We start from the raw sequence: 22,397 nt of genomic DNA, 5'->3' as shown, positions 1-22,397 counted from the left end.
TATCCAAGCACAAGATTGCATTATGACGTGGATTATATTATTGCCAGCAACCTGCCTCGCTGTAATATTGTTTCAATCGGGGTAACTTTCGCGCACAGAATCGAGGAATAAATGCAACGGGTCAAACTCGACAAGATCGACCGCAGAATCTTGCGCGATCTGCAGGAAGATGGCCGCATGACCAATGTGGAACTTGCACGCCGTGCAGGTATTTCAGCACCTCCCTGCCTGCGTCGTGTGCGTGCTCTTGAAGAAACCGGCTTCATTCAGGGCTATCACGCCGAAGTAGATGCACAGGCGCTTGGCTATAATGTGACTGTGTTTGCGATGGTGGGGCTGGCAAGCCAGGCGGAGCACGACCTGCGCGCGTTCGAGGCCCGTGCTGCGGAGTGGCCGGAAGTCCGCGAATGCCACATGGTGGCTGGTGAAATGGACTTTCTGCTTAAGATTGTCTCACACAGCTGGGATGAATATCAGAAATTCCTGACCACCGAACTGACCGTTGCCGAGAACGTTAATCACGTCAAATCGGCCCTTTCGATTCGCACGGCGAAAAACATGCCGGGCGTGCCGATTGATATTGATGTCGAGGACTGATCAAGGGCCTCTCATACCTGCTCATAAGCCTATGATGTTGACAGTAAAACCGGCGCCAATTTGCGCCGGTTTATTTGTTGCATGACCCTTGTAAGGATAGGGGCAAGGTATCATCTCCAATAAACCTATACGTGTTGCATCCGGTCTATACGATATCGGCAATGGAGCCATGCGCGTGCGTGAAAGTGATCCGGACGCGAATTTGATCGTAGGAAGAAAGTCCTGCAAAACAGATATTTAGCAAGGGGCTATCTATAGATGTCTTGCATCTTTCTTCCTAAACGTCCGGATGAAAATCCTTGTCAGGAACACTAGATAGCAATAAGTATAGTACTTATACATAAGGTTTACTGTTTATATCTTAGGATAGTAATTGGAAGCATTTCAAAAAGCCCCGGAAACCAGCACGAACTATGCCGTTGAAGAGGACGGTTGGCGCGGGATCGTGCCGACGATCCTTTTTGCGATTGTCGGGGTGACGCTTCTGGCTGTCCTTTCTTATCGGCCATCTGATGCCATGCAGGGTGTCGGGATGGTTTTTCCGTTCACGATGACCGAGCAGGAAATTCTCGAACAAGTCGGCGAGGCTGGTGGTCGTGTTGCGAGATTCGGGGGCTTTGGGCGCATGGCTGTCGTCGTTCGTGACGATGGCGCGGTGCCGGAAGCCGAGGATTTCGGTGCTTTGTTTGCAATGTCGCCGTTGATTACGTCAGCCTGTTTCGATGCTGGCGCAGCGAAGAACGCCTTTTGAGAGTTGGGTGAAAACCTATGGAAAAGTTACAAGAAATTCGCGCCAATGCGATTAAAGCCCTGTTTGTCATCATGGCTGTGCATATACCGCTGAGCGCGATTGCCGGGCATTTTGCAAGCGGTGACGCTGTTTCGCCGCTGATCGCGAGCGCGATATTTGCAGTCATTGCATTTGTTGTTTGTCGTGCAGCTGGCCCGCAGGCGCAGATTTCGCGCTTTATTGTTGCCTCTGCGTTGATTTTGCAGGTCGCGGTGCTGGTATATGCCTTCCGCGGGCATGAATGGCAGATCGACATCCACATGTATTTCTTTGCCGCCCTGGCTGTGCTTGGCGCGCTGGTGTGCTGGAAAACGATTGTGGTGGTGTCCGGGGTGATTGCCCTGCACCATCTGGTTTTGAATTTTGCGGTACCGTACTGGGTATTTCCCGAGGGTGCGGATTTCTTCCGTGTCGTGCTGCACGCCGTTGTTGTGATTGTTGAAGCCGGCGTTTTGATTTGGTCAAGCAAAAGCCTGTACCAGACGCTGGCCAATGCCGAAACGGCACGCAGCGAGGCCGAAGAAGCGGCAAGTTCGGCGCAGACACTGCTTGCCCAGAACGAGCAGCTGCGCAAACAGCGCAATGTTGAACGCGATAACTTCAAACGTGAACTGGCAGAGCAGATTACCGCAATGATTGGTAAATCTGCGAGCGCGGTTGACGCAGAATCGGTCCAGCTTCAGCAGCGCGCCCAACATCTTAACGAACGTGCGCGTCGGGGGCGTGATGCCTCTGTTGGTGCTGTACACGCGTCCGAGGAAACGTCGCAAAACGTCCAGTCAGCGGCATCGGCTGTTGAGGAGATCAACGCATCGGCAGACGAGATTTCGCGCCAGATCGTCCGGGCGCGCGAGATTACCGACAATGCGGTTTCGCGTTCCTCAACTGCGAGCGAGCGGATCGAATGGCTGTCAAACGCGGCTGATAAAATCGGCGAGGTCGTTAACCTGATTACCGATATCGCGTCCCAAACCAACTTGCTGGCGTTGAATGCGACAATCGAGGCCGCCCGTGCGGGTGAGGCCGGCAAAGGCTTTGCTGTTGTGGCCAACGAGGTCAAGAACCTTGCCAACCAGACCGCCCGTGCGACCGATGAAATCGCCCAACAGATTGCAGACATTCAGTCAGCGACAGGTGATTCAGTGGCTGCCGTAAATGGTGTTTCGGAAACCATCGGGGATCTGGTGGAAGTTGCGGCAACCATTTCGTCGACCATGGATGAACAACAGAACGCAACCCGTGAGATTGCCCAAAGCCTGAATGTTACTGTTGATGCGACACGCGATCTTTCTGACCTGATCCATCAGCTTTCCGAAATTTCTGATCAGACTGGCGAAACCGCAACTGATCTTTTGGGAAGTGCGGATCATCTTGGGTCCGAAGCAACCGATCTTAACCGCAATGTCGAGGCGGTTCTCGATCAGTTGGCGAAATCCGGATAAGTTCCAGCCTGCGTCCCAACCAGCAAAAAAGCCGGGCATCTGCCCGGCTTTTTTTTTGTCTGTGTCTCGATGAAATTCTGAAATGAAAAAAGCCCGGGAATTTCCCGGGCCTGATCTTGATCAGCTGTTTCCCGGTCAGGAAAAATCGACCTTCAGAATTTCATAGCTTTTGGTGCCGCCCGGTACGGTGACTTCGACAGAATCACCAACCGACTTGCCAATCAGCGCACGACCGATCGGAGACGTGGTCGAAATACGACCTGCATTGATGTCGGCTTCAATCGGGCCGACCACCTGATAGGTGGTTTCCTCTTCGGTGTCTTCGTCGACAAGTTCTACCTTGGCGCCGAATTTAACGACATTGCCAGCCAAAGATGGCACGTCGATCACTTCGGAGCGGCTCAGAACGTCTTCGAGCTCGGCAATACGACCTTCGCAGAAACTTTGGCGTTCGCGTGCGGCATGGTATTCGGCGTTTTCCGAAAGATCGCCATGCTCACGGGCGTCCGCGATGGCCTTGATGATTTCAAGGCGTTCAACGGACTTGCGATGCTTCAGTTCTTCTTCGAGACGCTGATGCCCCTGGGGGGTCATTGGTACTTTTTCCATCGCGCTCACAGCCTATTCTTATTAGCGGTCGATACTACAAAATCAACCGCCCGGCATCCCGCCGGGCGGTCTGAATTCTTCCGTCAGGTTCGAACGAGAACCTTAGTACTTGTCCCCAAGATATTCCTGAACGGGTCGGACTGCAAGTGCGCCGCGTTTCAGGTTGTCGATTGCACGCAAAGTAGCACGGGCACCGGCAACTGTGGTGTAGTACGGGATGTCATCGGTAAGAGCGGTCCGGCGGATCGAGAAACTGTCGACCACGGCCTGTTTGCTCTCTGTGGTGTTGAACACCAGTTTGATATCGCCGTTCTTCATCATGTCCACAATGTGGGGACGTCCTTCCTGTACCTTATTGACCGGGGTGACGTCCAGCCCTTCTTTTTCAAGAACTTCCGCCGTTCCGTGGGTTGCAACCACACCAAAACCAAGGGCAATGGCGTCGCGCGCCAGTTGAACAGCGGCAGGCTTGTCATAGTTTTTGACCGAGATGAACACCTTGCCTTCAAGCGGCAGGGTATGACCTGCTGCCATCTGTGCCTTGGCAAAGGCGCGACCGAAATCGGTATCAAGACCCATGACCTCACCGGTCGAGCGCATTTCCGGGCCAAGCAGTGTGTCGACGCCCGGGAAGCGGTTGAAGGGAAGGACCGCTTCCTTGACGGCAATATGCTTGAACGGACCGTGATCAATGTCAAAGTCACCAAGCTTTTCGCCAGCCATGATGCGGGCGCCGATTTTGGCAATCGGGTTGCCGGTGGCCTTGGCGACGAACGGAACCGTACGCGAGGCACGCGGGTTGACCTCGATCAGATAGATCTCGTCATCCTTGATCGCGAACTGAACGTTCATCAGGCCGACGACATCAAGCGCCTTGGCAAGTTCAACCGTCTGCGCCTTGAGGCGTTCGATCATCGCATCATCAAGCGAATAGGGCGGCAGCGAACACGCCGAGTCACCGGAATGAATGCCGGCTTCCTCGATGTGCTGCATGATGCCTGCGACAAAAACGTTCTCGCCGTCTGACACCGCATCGGCATCAATTTCAATCGCATCAAGCAGGAAGCTGTCGATCAGGACCGGGCTTTTGCCCGAAACCTGTACGGCTTCGTGCATGTAGCGCAGAAGGTCGTCGGTGGTGTGTACGATTTCCATCGCACGACCACCCAGAACATAGCTTGGGCGGATGACGATCGGATAACCGATGCCCTCGGCGATCTGGACAGCTTCGTCGACTGAACGGGCAATGCCGTTGGCCGGCTGCTTCATGCCAAGCTTGTTGATCAGTTCCTGGAACCGGTCGCGGTCTTCGGCAAGGTCAATGCTGTCCGGGCTGGTGCCGAGGATCGGGATACCGGCATTTTCAAGTGCGGCGGAAAGTTTCAGCGGGGTCTGACCACCATACTGAACAATCACGCCAAGCAGCTCGCCCTTGGACTGTTCAAGCTGGCAAAGCTCGATCACGTCCTCGGCGGTCAGCGGCTCGAAATACAGGCGGTCGGAGGTGTCATAGTCCGTTGAAACCGTTTCCGGGTTACAGTTGACCATGATGGCTTCAACGCCTGCTTCGCGCAGCGCATAGGCCGCGTGCACACAGCAGTAGTCAAACTCGATGCCCTGACCGATACGGTTCGGCCCACCACCAAGAATGATGACTTTCTTGCGGTCGGTGACTTCGGCTTCGTTTTCCGGCTCGAAGAAGCCATCACCTTCATACATGGAATACATGTAGGAGGTACGTGACGGGAATTCGGCTGCACAGGTATCGATACGTTTGTAAACCGGGCGCAGGCCAAGCGCCTGACGGTCTGCACGGACAGCGTCTTCTTCCTTGCCGGCCAACTCGGCAAGGCGCGCATCCGAGAAGCCAAGCTTCTTGAGGCGCAACAGTTCCTGCTTGTCGGCCGGGATGCCATTGGCACGGACTTTTTCTTCTTCTCCAACCAGCATTTCAAGTTGTTTGAGATACCAGGGATCAAACTTCGTTGCCGTCTGGATTTCTTCAAGCGTCAGGCCATGGCGGAAAGCCTGGGCGGCGTAAAGAATACGGAACGGGATCGGCTGGGTCAGCTTCGCACGGATGGCGGCCTTGTCCGGGGCACCTTCGATTTTGACTTCATTCAGGCCGGTAAGCCCGGTCTCCATCGAACGCAGGCCTTTTTGCAGGCTTTCGGCAAAGCAGCCACCGATTGACATGGCTTCACCAACCGACTTCATCGCAGTACCCAAAAGCGGCTTGGCACCCGGGAATTTTTCAAAGGTGAAGCGCGGGATTTTGGTGACGACATAATCAATGGTCGGCTCGAACGAGGCCGGGGTTACGCCGGTGATGTCGTTATCAAGTTCATCAAGGGTGTAACCAACTGCCAGCTTTGCGGCGATCTTGGCAATCGGGAAACCGGTTGCCTTGGATGCCAGCGCCGAGGAGCGCGACACGCGCGGGTTCATTTCAATGACGATCAGACGACCGTCATCGGGGTTCACCGCGAACTGAACGTTCGAGCCACCGGTATCAACACCGATCTCGCGCAGGACGGCAAGCGATGCGTCGCGCATGATCTGGTATTCTTTGTCGGTCAGGGTCAGGGCCGGGGCCACCGTGATCGAGTCACCCGTGTGGATGCCCATCGGGTCGACGTTTTCGATCGAGCAAATGATGATGCAGTTATCCGCATTGTCGCGGACGACTTCCATTTCATATTCTTTCCAGCCCAGAATGGACTCTTCGATCAGGACCGTGTGGGTCGGGGAAATTGCCAGACCGTTGCGCACGATCTGTTCGAATTCTTCACGGTTATAGGCAATGCCGCCACCTTCACCACCCAGGGTGAAGCTTGGGCGGATGATCGCCGGAAGGCCTGTGACCTCAAGCGCCTTGACCGCGTCCTCGAAGGTGCTGACCATCGCAGAACGGGCACTTTCAAGGCCGATCTTGTCCATGGCTTCGCGGAACAGCTGACGGTCTTCGGCCTTTTCGATGACGTGCTTCTTCGCACCGATCATCTCGACGCCGTATTTTTCAAGCGTGCCATCATCATGCAGGGCAAGGGCCGTGTTCAGAGCCGTCTGACCGCCCATGGTCGGCAGGATCGCGTCCGGGCGTTCCTTTTCGATGATCTTGGCAACCATGGCGGGTTTGATCGGCTCGATATAGGTTGCATCGGCCAGGTTCGGGTCCGTCATGATGGTCGCCGGGTTCGAGTTGACCAGAATGACGCGGTAACCCTCTTCCTTGAGCGCCTTACAGGCCTGAGCACCGGAATAGTCAAACTCGCAAGCCTGACCAATAACAATCGGGCCGGCGCCGATGATGAGGATTGATTTGATATCTGTACGTTTCGGCATGTCGTTTTCCGCTTTTCGCAAGGGCAGGCGCGATGGCAGCACCGCCTCGTTTAAGTCCGTTAATCGCGTAGTCTTGGGCGTGTCCTGATTATCGGGTCAGGCTTTGGCGTCCTCGATCAGACCAACGAAACGTTTGAACAGGTAGTGGCTGTCATGTGGCCCCGGCGATGCTTCGGGGTGGTACTGAACCGCAAAGACCGGCTTGTCCTTAAGACGCAATCCCGCAAGCGAACCATCAAACAGCGAGAAGTGCGTTGCTTCGACGTTGTCAGGCAGGCTGTCCTTGTCGACGACAAAGCCATGGTTCTGGGATGTGATTTCAACAACGCCGGTGGTCGTGTCCTTGACCGGGTGGTTCGCACCACGATGGCCGACATCCATTTTCATGGTTTTCGCACCAAGTGCCAGCGCCATCATCTGGTGACCAAGACAGATGCCAAAGACCGGCTTGCCGCTGTCGATCAGGGTTTTGATGGTCGGGACCGCATATTCGCCAGTGGCTGCCGGATCGCCCGGGCCGTTTGACAGGAAGATGCCATCCGGGTTCATCGCAAGAATTTCATCGGCCGGGGTAGTGGCCGGAACAACCGAGACCTTGCAATCAAGGCTGGCCAAGTTGCGCAGGATGTTGCGTTTAACACCGTAATCGATGGCAACGACATGGTGCTTGGCATTGCCGACCTTGCCATATCCGCCTTCGCGGGTCCAAAGCGCTTCGTCCCAGTCGTAACCGGTGGTACAGCTGTTGTCCTTGGCAAGGTCCATGCCTTCAAGGCCCGGCCAGTCATTGGCCTTGGCGATGAGTGCCGGGATATCAAAGGTGCCGTCCGGGCTGTGGCAGATCACACCGTTTGGTGCGCCTTCGGTCCGGATACGTTTGGTCAGGTGGCGGGTATCAACGCCTGCAATCCCGATCCGGCCATGTTCTGCCAGCCACTCGTTGAAATGCTTCTGGGCGCGGTAGCTCGAAGGATCGGTAATGTCCTGGCGCAGGATGCAGCCAAGGGCGACCGGTTTGGCGTTTTCTATATCTTCGTCGTTGGTGCCGACATTGCCGATATGGGGGAAGGTAAAGGTGATCATCTGACCGGCGTAAGACGGGTCGGTCATGATTTCCTGATAGCCCGTGATCGAGGTGTTGAAGCAGACTTCACCAACGACCTCTCCTCGGGCCCCGACGCCGCGTCCCCAAAAAACTGAACCGTCTGCGAGAACCAGAACGGCAGAAGCACCAGGTGGCGGGGTGTGCGTGGGCGCTGACATTGGCAAATGTCCTTTCGATCTTTCCACGGTGAAACACGGAGTCTTTTTATATATAATATTTCTACGCAAGCCGATAAAAACGGCTGCAATTAACCTGCATACCGGCCATGCAGACGTGCCAAGCGGTTTCCAGCAAGATGAACTGACGATGGTTAAAGCGGCAGTGTTGCATGCTGAAAGCGGGGCAAAGCGTGATCCCGGCAGGCAAATTGGCGGATGTCTACGGGAGTCGGCATGGCATGTCAAGAACGCATCTAAACTTTTATTTATTCAATTAAATCAATAACTTAGATGTTAATGTTTTCTTTGCTTCAATTGCCGATTTGCGGTATGTTCGCTCCTTTCTTCCACAGAATCAGAGATGAGCCATGCTGCGATCGCAGCTTAATGACGCTTTGAAAAAGGCTGTCCTCGAAAAGGATGCCTGCTCCGTAACCACCGTGCGCCTTATTCTGGCTGCACTGAAAGAACGCGATATTGCCGCGCGGAGCGATGGCAACACGGACGGCATTTCAGATGACGAGATCATCAATCTGCTTCAGGCGATGGTAAAGCAACGCCGTGAAAGCATCGAAATGTACACCAAGGGCAACCGCCCGGAACTGGCAGAACAGGAAGCGCAAGAAATTGCGGTGATCGAAAAGTTCCTGCCAGCCCAGTTGTCAGATGACGAAATCGAAGAAGCCGTGCGCGGTACGGTTTCGGAAATCGGTGCAACCTGCCTTAAGGATATGGGCCGCACCATGGCCGCCCTTCGCGAGAAGTACAGCGGTACGATGGATTTCGGCAAAGCTGGCGGTGTTGCCAAAAAACTGTTGGGTTAATCCTAACAGCACACTGTAATTTGGAAGCCGGGCGTGTAAAATCGTCCGGCTTTCGTCGTCCCGGGACCGGGCAATAATCACATCAAATCAGGTCAACCGGGGCAGGGACCAATCAACTTCGTCGCAGCATGTTGCTGTGGCATTACGGGAACGGGGCACACATGAGCTTTCCCCAGTCGTTTCTTGACGACCTGCGGGCACGGGTGGGGCTGGCGGACGTCGTCGGTACATCGGTGAAGCTGATCAAACGCGGCCGGGAATATTCCGGGCTGTGCCCGTTCCATTCTGAAAAATCCCCGTCGTTTACCGTCAACGAGCAAAAGGGTTTCTATCACTGCTTTGGCTGCGGGGCGCATGGCGATGTCATCAGCTTTGTGATGAATACCCGCGGCCTGACCTTTGTCGAGGCGGTCGAAGTACTGGCCAACCAGGTCGGTATGGAGGTTCCTAAACAATCGCGCGAAGCGCAGGAACGCGAAAAAAAGGCCAAAACCCTTTACGAGGTCATGGAAGCAGCCTGTGCGTTCTTTGAGCGCATGCTGCGCATGCCCGAAGGCAAGGAAGGGCTTGATTACTTCCATCAGCGCGGGCTGGATGACAAAACCATTTCTGATTTCCGGCTGGGGTATGCCCCGGATAACCGCGGGGCCCTTAAGGCCGCGCTTAACCGCGAAGATATCGATGAAAAGCTGATGGTCGAGGCCGGGCTTCTGATTGAGCCCGAAGATAGCGGTCGTCAAAGCTATGACCGGTTCCGTGGCCGGGTGATGTTCCCGATCCTGGATCGGCGTGGACGGGTGGTCGCGTTTGGTGGCCGTGTCATGGGCGACGGCAAGCCGAAATACCTTAACAGCCCGGACACCCCGCTGTTTCACAAGGGGCGGTTGCTGTATGGCCTGCCGCAGGCGCGCGAAGCATCACAACAGGATGCGCCGATCATCGTGACCGAAGGCTATATGGATGTGATTGCCCTGCATCGTGCGGGCTTTCGTGGGGCGGTGGCCCCACTTGGCACCGCGGTGACCGAAGAACAGATTGGTGAACTTTGGAAAATGACCAACGAGCCGATCCTGTGTCTGGATGGGGATGCCGCCGGAAAGCGGGCCGCTGTGCGTGCGGCCGAACGTGCCCTGCCGATCCTGCGCCCCGGCAAATCATTGCTGTTTTCCATCCTGCCCGAGGGTGAGGACCCCGATAGTTTGATGGCAGCCCCGGACGGCTTTAACAGTTTTCGCAAAATTATTGATCATGCCGTGCCGTTGGCAGAGCTTGTCTGGCGCATGGATGCAGGGACGCACAAGATTGATACCCCTGAACGGCGTGCTGCCCTTGAAGCCACGATCAATCAGCGCATCTCCGTGATCGCCGACGAAGCTGTGCGGTCACAATACAATTCGTTTTTCCGCGACCGCATCTGGAAACTGTTCAAGGGTGATCGCGGCGGAAAGGCTGCAAACCGCTCCGGTTATTCCGGTGGGTTTCAAAATAAAAAAAGCGGCTGGGGTGGCAAACGCGGAAAAAATGACCATTTCTGGGGTCCGGCCGGTAAAGCGGTACCGGGCATGTCGCGACCGCCCATGCAAAAGAAGCGCGACCTGCAGGACTCCATTCTTTTGCTGACGCTGATCAATCATCCTGCCTTGCATGACGAGATCGGTGAACAGCTTGGAATCTATAGTTGTGCAGACTCCGCGCTTGACAATCTTCGTCGGGCCGTCTTAAAGCTGCTTGACGATGATCCTGGACTTGATTGCGAAACGATCAAGGCCCATTTGGAGCGCGACGGGCTGTCAGAGACAGTTTTGCGGGTGGTTGGTGCGGATGTAATTGCGCACGCTGCTTTCGCCAAGCCCGAAACGCCGCTTGAACGGGCCCTGACGGGTTGGAAGCAGGTTTTTTCCATGGCTGTAAGCTCCCTGGAGGACGAAGAGGCAAAATACGCCGTCCGACAGTTGGCAGCAGATACCAGCGAGGAGGAATGGGAGAGGTTTTCTCATCGACGAGACGATCTCGCCCGGCGCCGGGAGAAAGTGTTTAAGCTCGACGACTGATCTTGGATCAATGTGTGGTCTGGATCAGCGATCGGGCTATTTGTGATTTGCGCTAAGAGATACGGCGCTTGGGACAACAACGGTACGAACGTACCCAGCGGGAAACGGGGAATAGATGTCGTCTAAGACTTCGAACGCTGAAGAGAAAAAGAACTCTTCTGAAAACGCAGACGGACCTCTTCTCGATACATACAAGGCGGCCATTAAAAAGCTCATTGCCAAGGGCAAGGAGAAAGGCCACATCTCGGTCGATGAGTTGAACGCGGCCCTGCCATCCGAGCATTTCTCCTCGGAGCAGATCGAAGACGTGATGAGCAATCTCAACGAGATGGGCATCAATGTCATCGATGCTGACGAAGCCGACGACAATGACGACAGCGACGATGCCGAAGCCGATCCGCGTGGCAACATCTCGGAAGAAGATGTTGGCCGGACCGATGACCCGGTACGTATGTATCTGCGCGAAATGGGCAGTGTTGAGCTGCTTTCGCGCGAAGGCGAAATCGCCATTGCCAAACGTATTGAAGCCGGTCGTGACATGATGATTGGCGGGATCTGCGAATCCCCGCTGACCATTCGTGCGATCGTGAATTGGCATGACCAGCTTCAGGCTGGCGAGCTTTTGCTGCGTGACGTTATTGACCTTGAAACCACCTATGGCGGTGGTCCGGAGGCGGAAATCGCCGCAGCCGAGGGTGAGGACGAAGAAGATACCGACGTCGATGCGGAAGCCGATGTCGAAAGCTTTGAATCTGCCAATGACGATGATGACGAGGCAGAAACCGAAACCCCCGCAGGCATTACCGACGAGGCCGAGGAAGAAGAGGACGACGAAGAAGAGTCCGAAAAATCCGAAGGCGAAGAAGGTGAGGGTGACGGCGAAGACGACGACGATGACGAGAACGAGCAGGTCAACGTTTCGCTTTCCAAAATGGAAGAGGAACTGACCGAGCAGGTTCTTGAGAAGTTCGAACTGATCGCCAAGACCTATGAGAAATTGCACAAGGCGCAGGAACAGCGTCTTGTGGCGCTGAACAAGGGTGAAGCCGTCCCGGCCGCAACCGAGAAGCGCTATAACAAGCTCAAGAACGAGATGGTCGATCTGATGGAAGATGTTCACCTGAACAACTTCCGTATCGAAGAGCTTCTGGATCACATGACCGGTTTGAACAACCGTCTGCTGGGTCTTGAAGGCAAGCTTCTGCGCTTTGCGGATCGTTGCAAGATCAAACGTCCGGACTTCATCAAACAGTATCAGGGCCATGAACTTGACCCGAACTGGATGGAGCGCGTTGGCGGCTTGCCGGGCAAGGGGTGGAAAACCTTTGTCGAACGCTACTCCGATGAAATTGCCAACCTGCGCGAAGGCGTTGGTGGTGTTTCCGCCGAGGTCGGCCTGCCGATTGGCGAATTCCGTCGCGTTTATGGCGTGGTCAACAAGGGCGAACGCGAAGCCGGCCGGGCGAAAAAGGAAATGATCGAGGCCAACCTGCGTCTCGTGATCTCGATCGCCAAGAAATATACCAACCGTGGTCTTCAGTTCCTTGACCTGATTCAGGAAGGCAACATTGGCCTGATGAAGGCGGTGGACAAATTCGAATATCGCCGCGGGTACAAATTCTCGACCTATGCGACCTGGTGGATCCGTCAGGCCATTACGCGTTCGATCGCCGATCAGGCGCGCACGATCCGTATTCCGGTTCACATGATAGAGACCATCAACAAGCTGGTGCGTACGTCACGCCAGATGCTGCATGAAATCGGCCGTGAACCGACCCCGGAAGAGCTGGCTGAAAAACTGCAGATGCCGCTTGAGAAGGTCCGCAAGGTTCTGAAAATCGCCAAGGAGCCGATCTCGCTCGAAACCCCCATCGGGGACGAGGAAGACAGCCATCTTGGCGATTTCATCGAAGACAAGAACGCCGTTCAGCCGCTTGATGCTGCGATCCAGGCCAACCTGCGTGAAACCACCACGCGCGTTCTGGCATCGCTCACCCCGCGTGAAGAACGTGTTCTGCGTATGCGTTTCGGGATCGGCATGAACACCGACCACACCCTCGAAGAGGTTGGTCAGCAGTTCTCTGTGACCCGCGAACGTATCCGTCAGATCGAAGCAAAAGCGCTGCGCAAGCTCAAGCATCCGTCGCGCTCGCGCAAACTGCGTTCGTTCCTCGATTATTAAGAAATTACGCGACGTTCGGGCTTGACCTTGGCCCGAAAATCGCTAGTTTTCGGGACCGCACCGGTGATCTGGTGCGGTCTTTTCTTTACCCGGACATTTTGTCTTGGGGGCCCGTAGCTCAATTGGTTAGAGCCGACCGCTCATAACGGTCTGGTTGGGGGTTCAAGTCCCTCCGGGCCTACCACGGGTAATAATTGTCACGTGCCACAAAAGTTGTCATTCGTGCCATAAAAGCTGTCATTCGTGCCAAGAAGTTGACAACGATTTCGCTCTACGGCGGCTAGCTTCTTCTCATCTATGTTTAGAGCATCAACGAAACGGTGATTAGCTGGTTCGTTGTTCGCATAGACTAGAAACCCGCGTCCGGAGTTTGACGTGGTCGGTCCTACGGCGTCTCAATACGAGCGTAAACTCACAAAGCAGCCCCGAGTCTTTTCGCTATTCAATCAGCATCAGGTCTTTTCCAAGCTGGCTTAGCCTAAAATTGGCTATTTAGACCACGTCATTTTAAATCAAAGTTAAACCATAGGTTGAATTATGTATTTTTGAAATGGATACAGAATTTGGATCTATTTTGGGAAATACATAAAAATATCTGTTGCTTGTTGAAGGGCATACCATATTTAGATCGCTTCCAGTGAACTGACATATCCCTAATTTTGATACAGAAATGATTATGTATTTATATGTATTCTGTAAAAATTGATTTGGGAATTTTAGACTGGATATGGATGGGTAATACAGAATTGACAGTTTTTAAAAAGAATCAGATGCAATCAAGGGTAGATATTCTACCTTGTGGGCGCGTTGACAAAAATGCCTGTAGCAGGATTATGGTGGTCGAAATAAATCCGTAAAGGGAGGCCCATAAACGCAAAAAACCGATCCAGATAACTGAACCGGCCATTCACGTCGCTAAAGCGATATAGTTTGCACCTTTTCCTTTAGCACGTTGCCAAATCCAAGGCAAGCACTGCGTGTCAGCACGCCACGGGTGAGCCTTGCCTGCTTCATGCGAAGGAGAAACTTATCATGAAACCGGTACGCCAAGTTGTAAGCCGCAGCAAAGGGAGAGTTCACGGGCTTTACTACAGTCGTAAGGCCAAACGTCTGCTTCCCTGGGAATCTCAGCTTGAGAGAGACGCCCTCATCATTCTCGATCTTATTCCTGAAGTGGATGATATTGCTGTGCAGCCATTCAAATTGACTTATCAATTTGATGGTCGAGACAGAGTATATTTTCCGGACATCTTGATCACTGGGGGCTTCGGTCAGAAAGTGATTGAGGTCAAACCCAAGCGCGATCTTGGGAAGCCCGAGAATTTGAAGCGGTTCCCGGTTATCGAAACGGTGTTAGCCGAAAAAGGCTATCAGTTCGAGATCTGGACAGAAGATGACATTCGGCGTGAACCAAGACGTTCAAACGTTAAGTCCCTTAGTCCTCACCGCCTTAGCGCGTCTCCAAAGTTCTGTGCAAATAGGTTCAGGGGCTATTTACGAAGCTCAGGAAATTGCCTGATTCGGGATTTGGTGGAAATCATAGGCGATGAGGCGACCCTTGAAGACGCTTTGACGCTGGTCGCAACTGGACAACTCAAGCTCAATCTGGATGAGAAGATCGGGATGATGTCCACTGTCGAACTCGTGGACGAGGGGGCAGGGAAATGACGAGAATTCATCTTCCAGAAGGCTCTCGCCTAGCCTTTCATGGCGCGCAATACAAGGTCGTGACTTTGACCGAAAACCAAGACGTTCATCTCAGTAGTCTGGATACCGGCGAGCCGATGCTTATACCGTCTAAAGAGATTGCGCAGGCTGTGTTTGATGGTGAAGCGGAGATTTTGTGTGCCTCTACCAATTGTGCTCAGCACCAGTTGGTCTCCTTTGACTCTTTTAGTGATCAGGAGCGAGCTGAAGCCCGAGCCAGACTCACATTTGTCAAGCAGGTGGATGGAGCTTCAGGCGCAAGAAACCTCAATCAAGCGGTTGGTTGCGTAATTAGGCGTTGTGACAAAGAAGGTCGTGATGACATTCCTTCCAAGCGCACTCTAATACGCTGGTACAAATCCTGGGTCTCTGGCGGGAGAGATATTCGTGCCTTGTTGCCTAGAAATTGCTTCAAGGGCCCGCAGCATATGCGTTTTGACAATCGACTTGAAAGTATCGTTTGGGAGATTGTGCATGAACGGTATCTGAAGCCTGAATACAGTACTGGAACAGAGATTTATCGGGCTATCTGTCGTCGAATAAAAAAGGAGAATGAGACTGCGGCAGTTGGCATGAAGTTAAAAGCTCCCAGCCGTCGGACAGTTTACCGGTACCTAAGCAAGCTGGACCCATATGAGGTGCTACTGGCCCACCATGGGCAACAAGCGGCAGATCAGAAGTTTGGTCCTGTTGGTTCGGGGGTGAGTACGAACTATCCGCTGGAGCGGGTCGAGATAGATCACCATCTGATTGATCTATTAGTTGTCTACCCAAACGGAGATGTCATGGGGCGCGTTTGGTTGACGTTAGCGATAGACAGCTACAGCCGCATGGTGGTCGGGTTTGATATGAGCCCTGAACCACCCTCATATCGTTCAGTCATGAGATGTTTGAGAAATGCCATACCTCCAAAGGACAAGTTCATTCAGACCGTTCTTGATGAATTCAAAGCCCAAGGCGGCAATGAAATAGAAGCTGACATTGAATATGAATGGCCTTGTTTTGGAATGATCGCTGATTTGGTTGTAGATAATGGTCTGGAGTTCCACTCACAGAATTTGCTTGATGCCTTAAGTCAGCTTGGAATTTCTATTGAATACAACCCGAAACGAAAGCCACGCTACAAAGGGAAGGTCGAGCGTTTTTTTGAAACGCTCAATTCAAAGCTGATCCATACGCTTGATGGGACAACCTTTTCCAACACTCAACAGCGCGGTGACTACCAATCCGAAAAGAACGCAAAGCTTACTATTCAAGATCTGATGTTGCTTGTGACGAAGTTTGTGGTGGATGAGTACCCAAACACCTATCACGAAGGGATCAGAGACTGCCCCATTCGAAGATGGACAAGAGGCACAGAAAAGCATCCGGTCCGTCTCCTGAGCAATTTGGAAGATTTAAGCGTTCTGACTTCGTGCGTCGAAACATGTACGCTTTCGCGGATAGGTGTGCGGTTGTTCAATCTGCAATTCCAGTCAGAAGCGATTCAACTGCTTTATCGTCGGCTGATGACTGGAAAAATGAACTTGGGGGGCAACCCAAAAGTCCGCGTGAAATACGATCCAGAAAACCTACTCACTGTCTATGTTGAGGACACGCAGAACCGAGTTTTCTTACCGGCAAGATGCCTGTACGCAGCGTATGCAGACGGTTTATCGGTTTGGCGGCATAAGTTGGTGCGGAGTGTAGTTTCCAAAGAGACTAATGGTGCACGCAAGCACTCGGAAGAAGCGCTTCTAAACGCACGCACGACGACTTTCGAACTCGCCCAGAAAGTGAAGCGTAGCAAGAGGAAAACGCAGCGCAATAGAGCGCATCGGTATCTTCGAGAAGAAATTGCCGCTGATGTGGTAACCAACTTGGACACAGCAACTGACGGGAAAGAATGCGGTGAATCGCCCATTCCAGTTTTTGATTTTTCATCTGATGAGATCATAGCAGAGATCGAACGGTCGCATTGGAGATCGACGTCGCCACCCCGTAAAGCAGGAGGTGACGATGAGTGATGTAAAGTTGCTAACCAAACAGCAGGCACGCCAGTTGGCTGCGTTCCAAAATCGCCGGGTCCACCACAGCCAGTTTCAGCAAGCTACGGCCAGAATAGCAAACTTTCACATCTCTGGTGTCCAAGCTAGCGCGCCAGGGATCACGACGCTCGTCGGTGAAACCGGGGCTGGGAAATCGTCAGTAATTGAAAACTTCTGTTCGACTGCGAATAGCGGAGATGTTCGCAATCGGGTTCTTTCTATTGTCATCCCGCAGAGTTGTACCATCAAAAACCTAGCCTCCCGTATCCTCCATGCATTAGGGGATCCGTGTGCGACCAAGGGGACGCTTGAGTCAATGGAGCAGCGGATTACGAAGATTGCGGATCACGCCAGTGTTGAGATGCTCATCTTTGATGAATTTCAGCATTTGACAAACAAAGGCAGCCAAGCACGCAGATATGACAGTGCGGACTGGCTAAAAACGCAGTTGGAAATCCTGCGTAGGCCAGTACTTGTCGCGGGTCTTCCTGAGGTCAACGAGATATTTCTGTTGAACCCGCAATTGGCAACCCGTCGTCGAGCGCGTATCGAACTTTTGCCGTTTGATCCCTCGACCAAGGGCGGAGCAAAAGAGCTCCTTATGTTGTTCCACTTCATGAACATGGAGTTACCTCTACCGGACCCGGCGGAATCAGTCCTGCTAAAAAACGATGTCATGTTGGGACTGGCGAGATCTTGCAAAGGGCTGATTGGTAGTATCACAAAGATCATTCACCGGGCTGTTGAGATCGCAATGCTCTCGGATAGTACAACGCTTACTGAGCTGCATTTGCAGTGTGCCCTGGAAGAATTGGAAGTAGACATTAGGGAGTTGGATACCTCTGCCGCTAGGCCGCCACAAGAAGTTAAACGGAAACCGAGAACTGGGCGGAGGCTTCCGAAACAGCAGCAGGTGGAGTTCGAAAATGGACCGTTCTGAGGCTGTATCAATTCCTTCTCCGCCGATACGTGGCGAGAGCTTGATCGGTTACCTAATCAGAGTTGCTGATACCAATTGCTACGAGAGTTCAGGGTGGATTTTGAGCCTTGCGGGTTTGACCTATGCGACAATGAAGCCTTCAACTTGGAAGAAGGGGTTGCCGGCACTTGCATACGCTTTGCAGCAACCTCTTGAAGAGATTAGTAGGTTAGCGCCCTTAAATACAGTCGAAGGCAATCATTCCAAGGTTCTGATAGAGAATGGTGAAATGATCTCGCGCTACTTTCTCAAGTGGCCAACAAAAGAGATCTGTTCACAATGCGCTCGGGAGAGTGGCTATCTCTCAGCAGCTTGGGACTTACGATTTGTGACCCATTGTCCGAAGCATGGGTGCAAACTGCGCAGTACATGTTCAGAATGTGACGAGGAGGCAGGGTATTCTCGTACAACAGTGGATTTCTGTAGCTGTATGGATTTTCAAGAGTGGAATAAGCCTACAATTTCAGAAGCCCATGTTGGACTGCTAAGACTTCTTTCCAACAAGTTTGTAGGGACTGACTTTAGGGCGGATAAATATGGATTTCCGGAAGAACTAAAGCAGGCTTCTCTTCGTGAAGCGATTGAGACAATCGTATTGCTGGGATCGTCTCTGCATATAGGTGGCAGGGTTGATGGCCGAGGATACTGCCGGATGAGTGAAGATAGAGTTATAGCTCAAGTTGCAACTGCAGCTGACGCTCTTGCCGATTGGCCTCAGGGTTTCATGCGATATCTCGGAAAATTGATTGTACCGATCGACAACTATTCTGGTTCGTCTTTTTTTGCCGAGCGTTTTGCGCGGTTGTATCATTGTGCTGAGAGCAATCAGTCGCAATTCCCGACTATCTTCCGGGGTTTTGAGGAATGTCTTGGTCTGTTAGCGAAGGGCAAATTGCAAAGCCTCGTTGGTAAAGTCGCTCCCAAGCCAGGGCGTCACAAATGGCTTGCTTGCGGATCAGATGCCCGTGTTTGTTTGCGAGTTGGAAAGAGTACGCTGTCAAGACTGATGAGAAAAGGTATGCTCAAGACAATCGCGGTTCGAAGAGGTCAGAGCGTCCAGCGGTTTGTTACGCACGAGAGTATTGAAGCCTACCTCGACTTGAAGCGACGGCTGATTGGGATTAAGTCCGCTGCGTATATGCTGTCGGTCTCTCTGCACACTCTGAAGACCCTTGTCAAAGCAGGGTTCCTAACGCCCTATCACTCCCCAGACTTGGATGGACACCACAGTTGGCAATTTGATAAGGACGTGCTTGCCGGGTTTCTCCATGAACTTGAGGAAAGTCTGGAGGAGCAAAGCTCTGATCCCGTGCAGTTGGTTGCTGCCGTTCGAAAGTATAATAAGCAAGGCCTCTCGTATGTGAAGCTTCTGGATATGATCAGAAACGGGGAGGTCGAGTTGCTCATGTATTCTCAAACTGAGCGAGGCTTTCTCAAGTTTGGGGTGGACCCAACTGCCCTCAAGAAGATTTTTGGCAATGAGGCCGCTGTGGAGTATGACCCGGTGTGAGCTAGTTCGCTTTAGTCGGAGGAGTCAAACCATGGCAATTCAACCCGAGTTGCCGTTCTTGCGTGCACTGCTCTGGCAGGGAAACAGAGAAAGGCGCTTGAGTGAGCAAGAAATGCTAAACGCCTATGAGCGGGGATGGAGGTTCCATGATATCCTTGCGGAGTTGACGGTAGATGAGCTCGAGTTCATCGAAGCACTGGCGTCATCTCATGGTTCATGGCTTGAGGTTGAATGTAGGAAGCTGATCACTAAGCGGAATGAACACAAGCGTAAGGGCGCTTTTCTTAACGGTCACAAACCAGCAGATATAAAAACTGTTGTAAGCGCACTTTCACGTAGATTTATGCAAGATCACAGTCTTGGACTGTCTGGTCGTACTTCGTTGTATGCCTCGATAGTTGGTTTCGCCGCTCCCGATGAAGTTCGCCTTACGCTTGTCAACCCGCCAGAAAACATCAAAGCATTCCGAGACGAGGTTTTCAGGGCCGGACCTAAGGTTTTGTTTGAGTGCGCCAAGAGCGAACCATTCGTTTTTGGGCAATGCTATTTTAATCAGTCAGGTGGGTGGTTTAGCGTCAGACCTTCCGTGAAGGCCCCCGGTATCAAGGTTTTCGTGCTTTACGATCTTGGGGGGAAAGCGCTTGAAGTTGGCTCATACAAAGAGAATCTTGGTAAGACTCTTCCAAGCGTTGCACTGAATGACGAATTTGCTTCGTCGCTGGTTGATCTTTTCGAGGGTACTTTTTCCGGGGAGTTAATGAGAGATGTCATGGAGCAAGTCGTGTTCTTCGCCGCGTGCGCTAGTGATCTCGAAGGCGTGATTGATCAGATCAAAACTCAAGGTTTACGTCGAGAGCAGTTTGAGAGTTTCTTGCCACGCTTACTGGAAGAAACAGCAGATGTCGCCAGCTTGGTGCCACTTTATTCACGAGGCGCGGGAAAACTGAACGCTCTACTTGAAAGACTGTGAATGTAACGATGTTCGAGCGCTAAACAGCGAGCTATTGATAATTAGCTTTGCCTGCATTCGCAATTCTAATCGGTTGATTTGGCATGCAGCCCTTCCGTGGTGTAGTTCGAAGCTTCTCTGAATAATGGTGTGCCAATGCCGGCTAGAGATTTTGAAGATGATTTGTTGGAAAAATGCGTTGCCGTCGCCCGTGGCGAACACGAGCGTGCAACCAACCAGATCGAAGCAAATGTCTTTGACGTTGCTGGATTGATTTTGCGGTCAAAGCTCCCGGTCACTGCGGAAAGGTTGATTGCCGCAGCTGAGAGTTACTTTGTTAACTGCCCGGATCAAAGGCTGAAGGTCGTCGAGGTTGTGCGGAAGCAGTGGATCTATGAATTGTCGCGTTTCAGAAACCGGTTGACGCGTTTGCTGAATGAGAGGGGTGTTTCACAGTGACGTATCAGAGCGACCGGCTGATCGCGATCAGAGCCGAGGAACAGCCCGGTTAGGTATGAAAGCAGTTTTCTAGTTGTTCAGGTTCAATGGTCAAATCAGGATCTTGTCCTGCTAGTAATGCACCTAAATAGGTGCGTACCCTAAAGAACTGCGGAAGTCCTTGCTCTATCAAGCTGTCTACCGGTCTCTGTCCCCGGAAAAGAGGTCCGTCATTCTCGAGGCTAATCCATTTCGATGCTATCGGTTCATTGAAGTATAGCTTCAGGCACTTGTAGATCCCAACAATGTTGCCGATCCTCAACATCTGATCTTTGCTTAGTTTCCTGTTGTAGTCGCCGGCTTCAATACGCTTCCAGCTGCTTGCTGACAAGTCAGCGATAGCCGCAGCTTCTGTTTGAGAGAGCCTCCATTCAACGAAGATCCGAGTTAATGCTTTCAATGCAACCTCGGTCAAACGTTGACCTGGTTCTTCGAGATTTAGCGGAACATTCGGCGGCATTTGTCTTGCCTGTAGTTGTCTTGGAGGCTTTCAGGATACCACACCGTGTCATGTCTTGCCCTCGCCAATGACCAACTATCTCCTTTTAGGTGACCAACAAGGCGGGGTGGAGATTCACTTTGGGTGTACAAAGAGCCTCGGATACAATCCCGTAAAAGTTTCCGCCAAAAGGTAGCCCGCTCTGGTTCGCCGGATATGGGAAAGAGTTGCGGTCCGAACAGTGTTGCCCGACTGGCCGTTTTCCTTCGTCAGCACAATCTTGAACATAGTATGAGCCGCCTTGGGAACTGCTGTGACGATGCTGTTGCCGAAAGTTTCTTCAACACGGTTAAACGCAAACGCTTTCGCCGCAGGGTCCATAAATCAGGGGATGAAGCACGGCAGGGAGCCTCTATTACATAGAACTGTTCTACAATCCGAAGAGCAAACATAGTACCAACGGGATGCAGTCACCCGTCGAATTCGAAAGACGACAAATCTGATCAAACCGGGTTTCTACAATTCCAGGGGGTGTTCAGTGATATTGGTGAGTTCAGTGCTCCCCACTGGAGGTGAGGATGTCGAAAAGGCAGGTGGAGAACGTACTTACTCAGAAGGAAGCTCAAGCATTGTGCCGAGCGGCCTTAAGGTTGCTTAAGAACTGGGAACTGACGGATGCCGAAGCGCAGATTGTGCTTGGTTGCAACGAGATAGCGTTTGGGAACGAGCAGCAAAGTCCTAGTGAAGATATGTTGCTTCGGGCACATTTGTTGCTAGGCATTCATACGCAGCTGAGGGTGCTTTTTGTCGACAAACGGAGAGGGTATCAGTGGGTGAGAAAGCCCAACCAAATCTTCAGTGGGATGAGTGCCCTAGAAGTAATGATGCAAAGAGGTGTTGAGGGCATTCTCCAGGTAAAAGAATATCTTGAAGCTGAAAATGCTCACTAGTTTGAAATCAAAGCTTCAGAGGCAAATTGATCCACCGGTCATGCCGTTAACGTCCATGATCGCGATCTGAGTTTGCGCTTGACCTTGGGCTGAAATTATCTAGTTTACGGCGGCGTATCGACCATTCGTTACACTCCAACGTTTGCTCGAGTAGGGCCTGTAGCTCAATTGGTTAGAGCCGACCGCTCATAACGGTCTGGTTGCGAGTTCGAGTCTCGCCGGGCCCACCATTCTT

At 52.5% G+C, this 22,397-nt stretch carries 17 protein-coding genes, 2 tRNA genes and 1 pseudogene; 16 read left to right on the top strand and 4 right to left on the bottom strand.

The window, feature by feature from the left end; all coding sequences use genetic code 11:
* The first annotated feature begins 111 nt into the window (after positions 1-111).
* The 3 genes from AUQ43_RS11330 (at position 112) to AUQ43_RS11320 (ending at position 2,829) form a co-directional block, all read left to right on the top strand.
* Positions 112-597 carry an Lrp/AsnC family transcriptional regulator gene (locus tag AUQ43_RS11330; RefSeq protein WP_062956385.1) on the top strand — a complete coding sequence of 162 codons (486 nt, stop codon included), beginning with the start codon at positions 112-114 and terminating at the stop codon, positions 595-597.
* Between the two features lie 373 nt (positions 598-970).
* Positions 971-1,348, top strand: coding sequence for a hypothetical protein (locus AUQ43_RS11325; RefSeq protein ID WP_062956384.1), 378 nt, complete (start codon positions 971-973; stop codon positions 1,346-1,348).
* A gap of 17 nt (positions 1,349-1,365) precedes the next feature.
* Complete coding sequence (locus AUQ43_RS11320) at positions 1,366-2,829, top strand: methyl-accepting chemotaxis protein (protein ID WP_062956383.1); 1,464 nt, start codon at positions 1,366-1,368, stop codon at positions 2,827-2,829.
* 135 nt (positions 2,830-2,964) lie between these two features.
* Here AUQ43_RS11320 and greA read toward each other — a convergent pair whose 3' ends face one another.
* The 3 genes from greA to carA all read right to left on the bottom strand — a co-directional run bounded on the left by greA (position 2,965) and on the right by carA (position 8,046).
* Entirely contained in the window at positions 2,965-3,438 is a 474-nt protein-coding gene (gene greA / locus AUQ43_RS11315; protein ID WP_062956382.1) for a transcription elongation factor GreA, read from the bottom strand.
* Positions 3,439-3,540: 102 nt separating this feature from the next.
* Positions 3,541-6,783 carry a carbamoyl-phosphate synthase large subunit gene (carB, locus tag AUQ43_RS11310; protein ID WP_062957257.1) on the bottom strand — a complete coding sequence of 1,081 codons (3,243 nt, stop codon included), beginning with the start codon at positions 6,781-6,783 and terminating at the stop codon, positions 3,541-3,543.
* A gap of 96 nt (positions 6,784-6,879) precedes the next feature.
* Positions 6,880-8,046 (bottom strand): glutamine-hydrolyzing carbamoyl-phosphate synthase small subunit, encoded by a 1,167-nt coding sequence (carA, locus tag AUQ43_RS11305; RefSeq protein WP_062956381.1) that lies wholly within the window; start codon positions 8,044-8,046, stop codon positions 6,880-6,882.
* Here carA and AUQ43_RS20300 point away from each other — a divergent pair.
* The 10 genes from AUQ43_RS20300 (at position 8,033) to AUQ43_RS20440 (ending at position 20,296) form a co-directional block, all read left to right on the top strand.
* Positions 8,033-8,332, top strand: coding sequence for a hypothetical protein (locus AUQ43_RS20300; protein WP_114129797.1), 300 nt, complete (start codon positions 8,033-8,035; stop codon positions 8,330-8,332). The two genes, carA and AUQ43_RS20300, sit on opposite strands and share 14 nt — an antisense overlap.
* An 82-nt stretch (positions 8,333-8,414) precedes the next feature.
* Complete coding sequence (locus tag AUQ43_RS11300) at positions 8,415-8,870, top strand: GatB/YqeY domain-containing protein (RefSeq protein WP_062956380.1); 456 nt, start codon at positions 8,415-8,417, stop codon at positions 8,868-8,870.
* 161 nt (positions 8,871-9,031) lie between these two features.
* The gene (dnaG, locus tag AUQ43_RS11295) at positions 9,032-10,921 is read left to right on the top strand and encodes a DNA primase (RefSeq protein WP_062956379.1); all 1,890 of its coding nucleotides are present in this window, start codon (positions 9,032-9,034) and stop codon (positions 10,919-10,921) included.
* 115 nt (positions 10,922-11,036) lie between these two features.
* Positions 11,037-13,103 carry an RNA polymerase sigma factor RpoD gene (gene rpoD, locus AUQ43_RS11290; protein ID WP_062956378.1) on the top strand — a complete coding sequence of 689 codons (2,067 nt, stop codon included), beginning with the start codon at positions 11,037-11,039 and terminating at the stop codon, positions 13,101-13,103.
* A 107-nt stretch (positions 13,104-13,210) separates the two neighbouring features.
* Positions 13,211-13,287, top strand: a tRNA-Ile gene (locus AUQ43_RS11285).
* Between the two features lie 848 nt (positions 13,288-14,135).
* The gene (locus AUQ43_RS11280; RefSeq protein WP_062956377.1) at positions 14,136-14,771 is read left to right on the top strand and encodes a TnsA endonuclease N-terminal domain-containing protein; all 636 of its coding nucleotides are present in this window, start codon (positions 14,136-14,138) and stop codon (positions 14,769-14,771) included.
* Entirely contained in the window at positions 14,768-16,816 is a 2,049-nt protein-coding gene (locus AUQ43_RS11275) for a Mu transposase C-terminal domain-containing protein (RefSeq protein ID WP_062956376.1), read from the top strand. Before AUQ43_RS11280 ends, AUQ43_RS11275 begins: the two co-directional genes overlap by 4 nt.
* Positions 16,809-17,777, top strand: a complete 969-nt coding sequence (locus AUQ43_RS11270) for a TniB family NTP-binding protein (RefSeq protein ID WP_062956375.1) — start codon at positions 16,809-16,811, stop codon at positions 17,775-17,777. Before AUQ43_RS11275 ends, AUQ43_RS11270 begins: the two co-directional genes overlap by 8 nt.
* Positions 17,764-19,326 (top strand): TniQ family protein, encoded by a 1,563-nt coding sequence (locus tag AUQ43_RS11265; protein ID WP_084272074.1) that lies wholly within the window; start codon positions 17,764-17,766, stop codon positions 19,324-19,326. The genes AUQ43_RS11270 and AUQ43_RS11265 overlap by 14 nt, the downstream gene beginning before the upstream one ends.
* Positions 19,327-19,357: 31 nt before the next feature.
* On the top strand, positions 19,358-20,296 hold the full coding sequence (locus tag AUQ43_RS20440; protein ID WP_181838532.1) for a hypothetical protein: 939 nt from the start codon (positions 19,358-19,360) through the stop codon (positions 20,294-20,296).
* A gap of 487 nt (positions 20,297-20,783) precedes the next feature.
* Here AUQ43_RS20440 and AUQ43_RS11250 read toward each other — a convergent pair whose 3' ends face one another.
* Complete coding sequence (locus AUQ43_RS11250) at positions 20,784-21,233, bottom strand: antitoxin Xre-like helix-turn-helix domain-containing protein (protein ID WP_198157168.1); 450 nt, start codon at positions 21,231-21,233, stop codon at positions 20,784-20,786.
* A gap of 234 nt (positions 21,234-21,467) precedes the next feature.
* On the opposite strand from AUQ43_RS11250, the pseudogene AUQ43_RS20565 reads away from it, so the two are divergent.
* The 3 genes and pseudogenes from AUQ43_RS20565 to AUQ43_RS11235 all read left to right on the top strand — a co-directional run.
* A pseudogene (locus tag AUQ43_RS20565) lies at positions 21,468-21,715 on the top strand (IS3 family transposase); the annotation flags it as partial.
* 75 nt (positions 21,716-21,790) lie between these two features.
* The gene (locus tag AUQ43_RS11240; RefSeq protein ID WP_062956370.1) at positions 21,791-22,162 is read left to right on the top strand and encodes an MbcA/ParS/Xre antitoxin family protein; all 372 of its coding nucleotides are present in this window, start codon (positions 21,791-21,793) and stop codon (positions 22,160-22,162) included.
* Between the two features lie 153 nt (positions 22,163-22,315).
* Positions 22,316-22,392 (top strand) — tRNA-Ile (locus AUQ43_RS11235).
* The last annotated feature ends 5 nt before the right edge of the window (positions 22,393-22,397 follow it).

Origin of the sequence: Thalassospira sp. MCCC 1A01148 (assembly GCF_001613795.1) — a bacterium.
GTDB lineage: Bacteria > Pseudomonadota > Alphaproteobacteria > Rhodospirillales > Thalassospiraceae > Thalassospira.
This window is presented reverse-complemented; position numbering and strand designations above follow the sequence as displayed.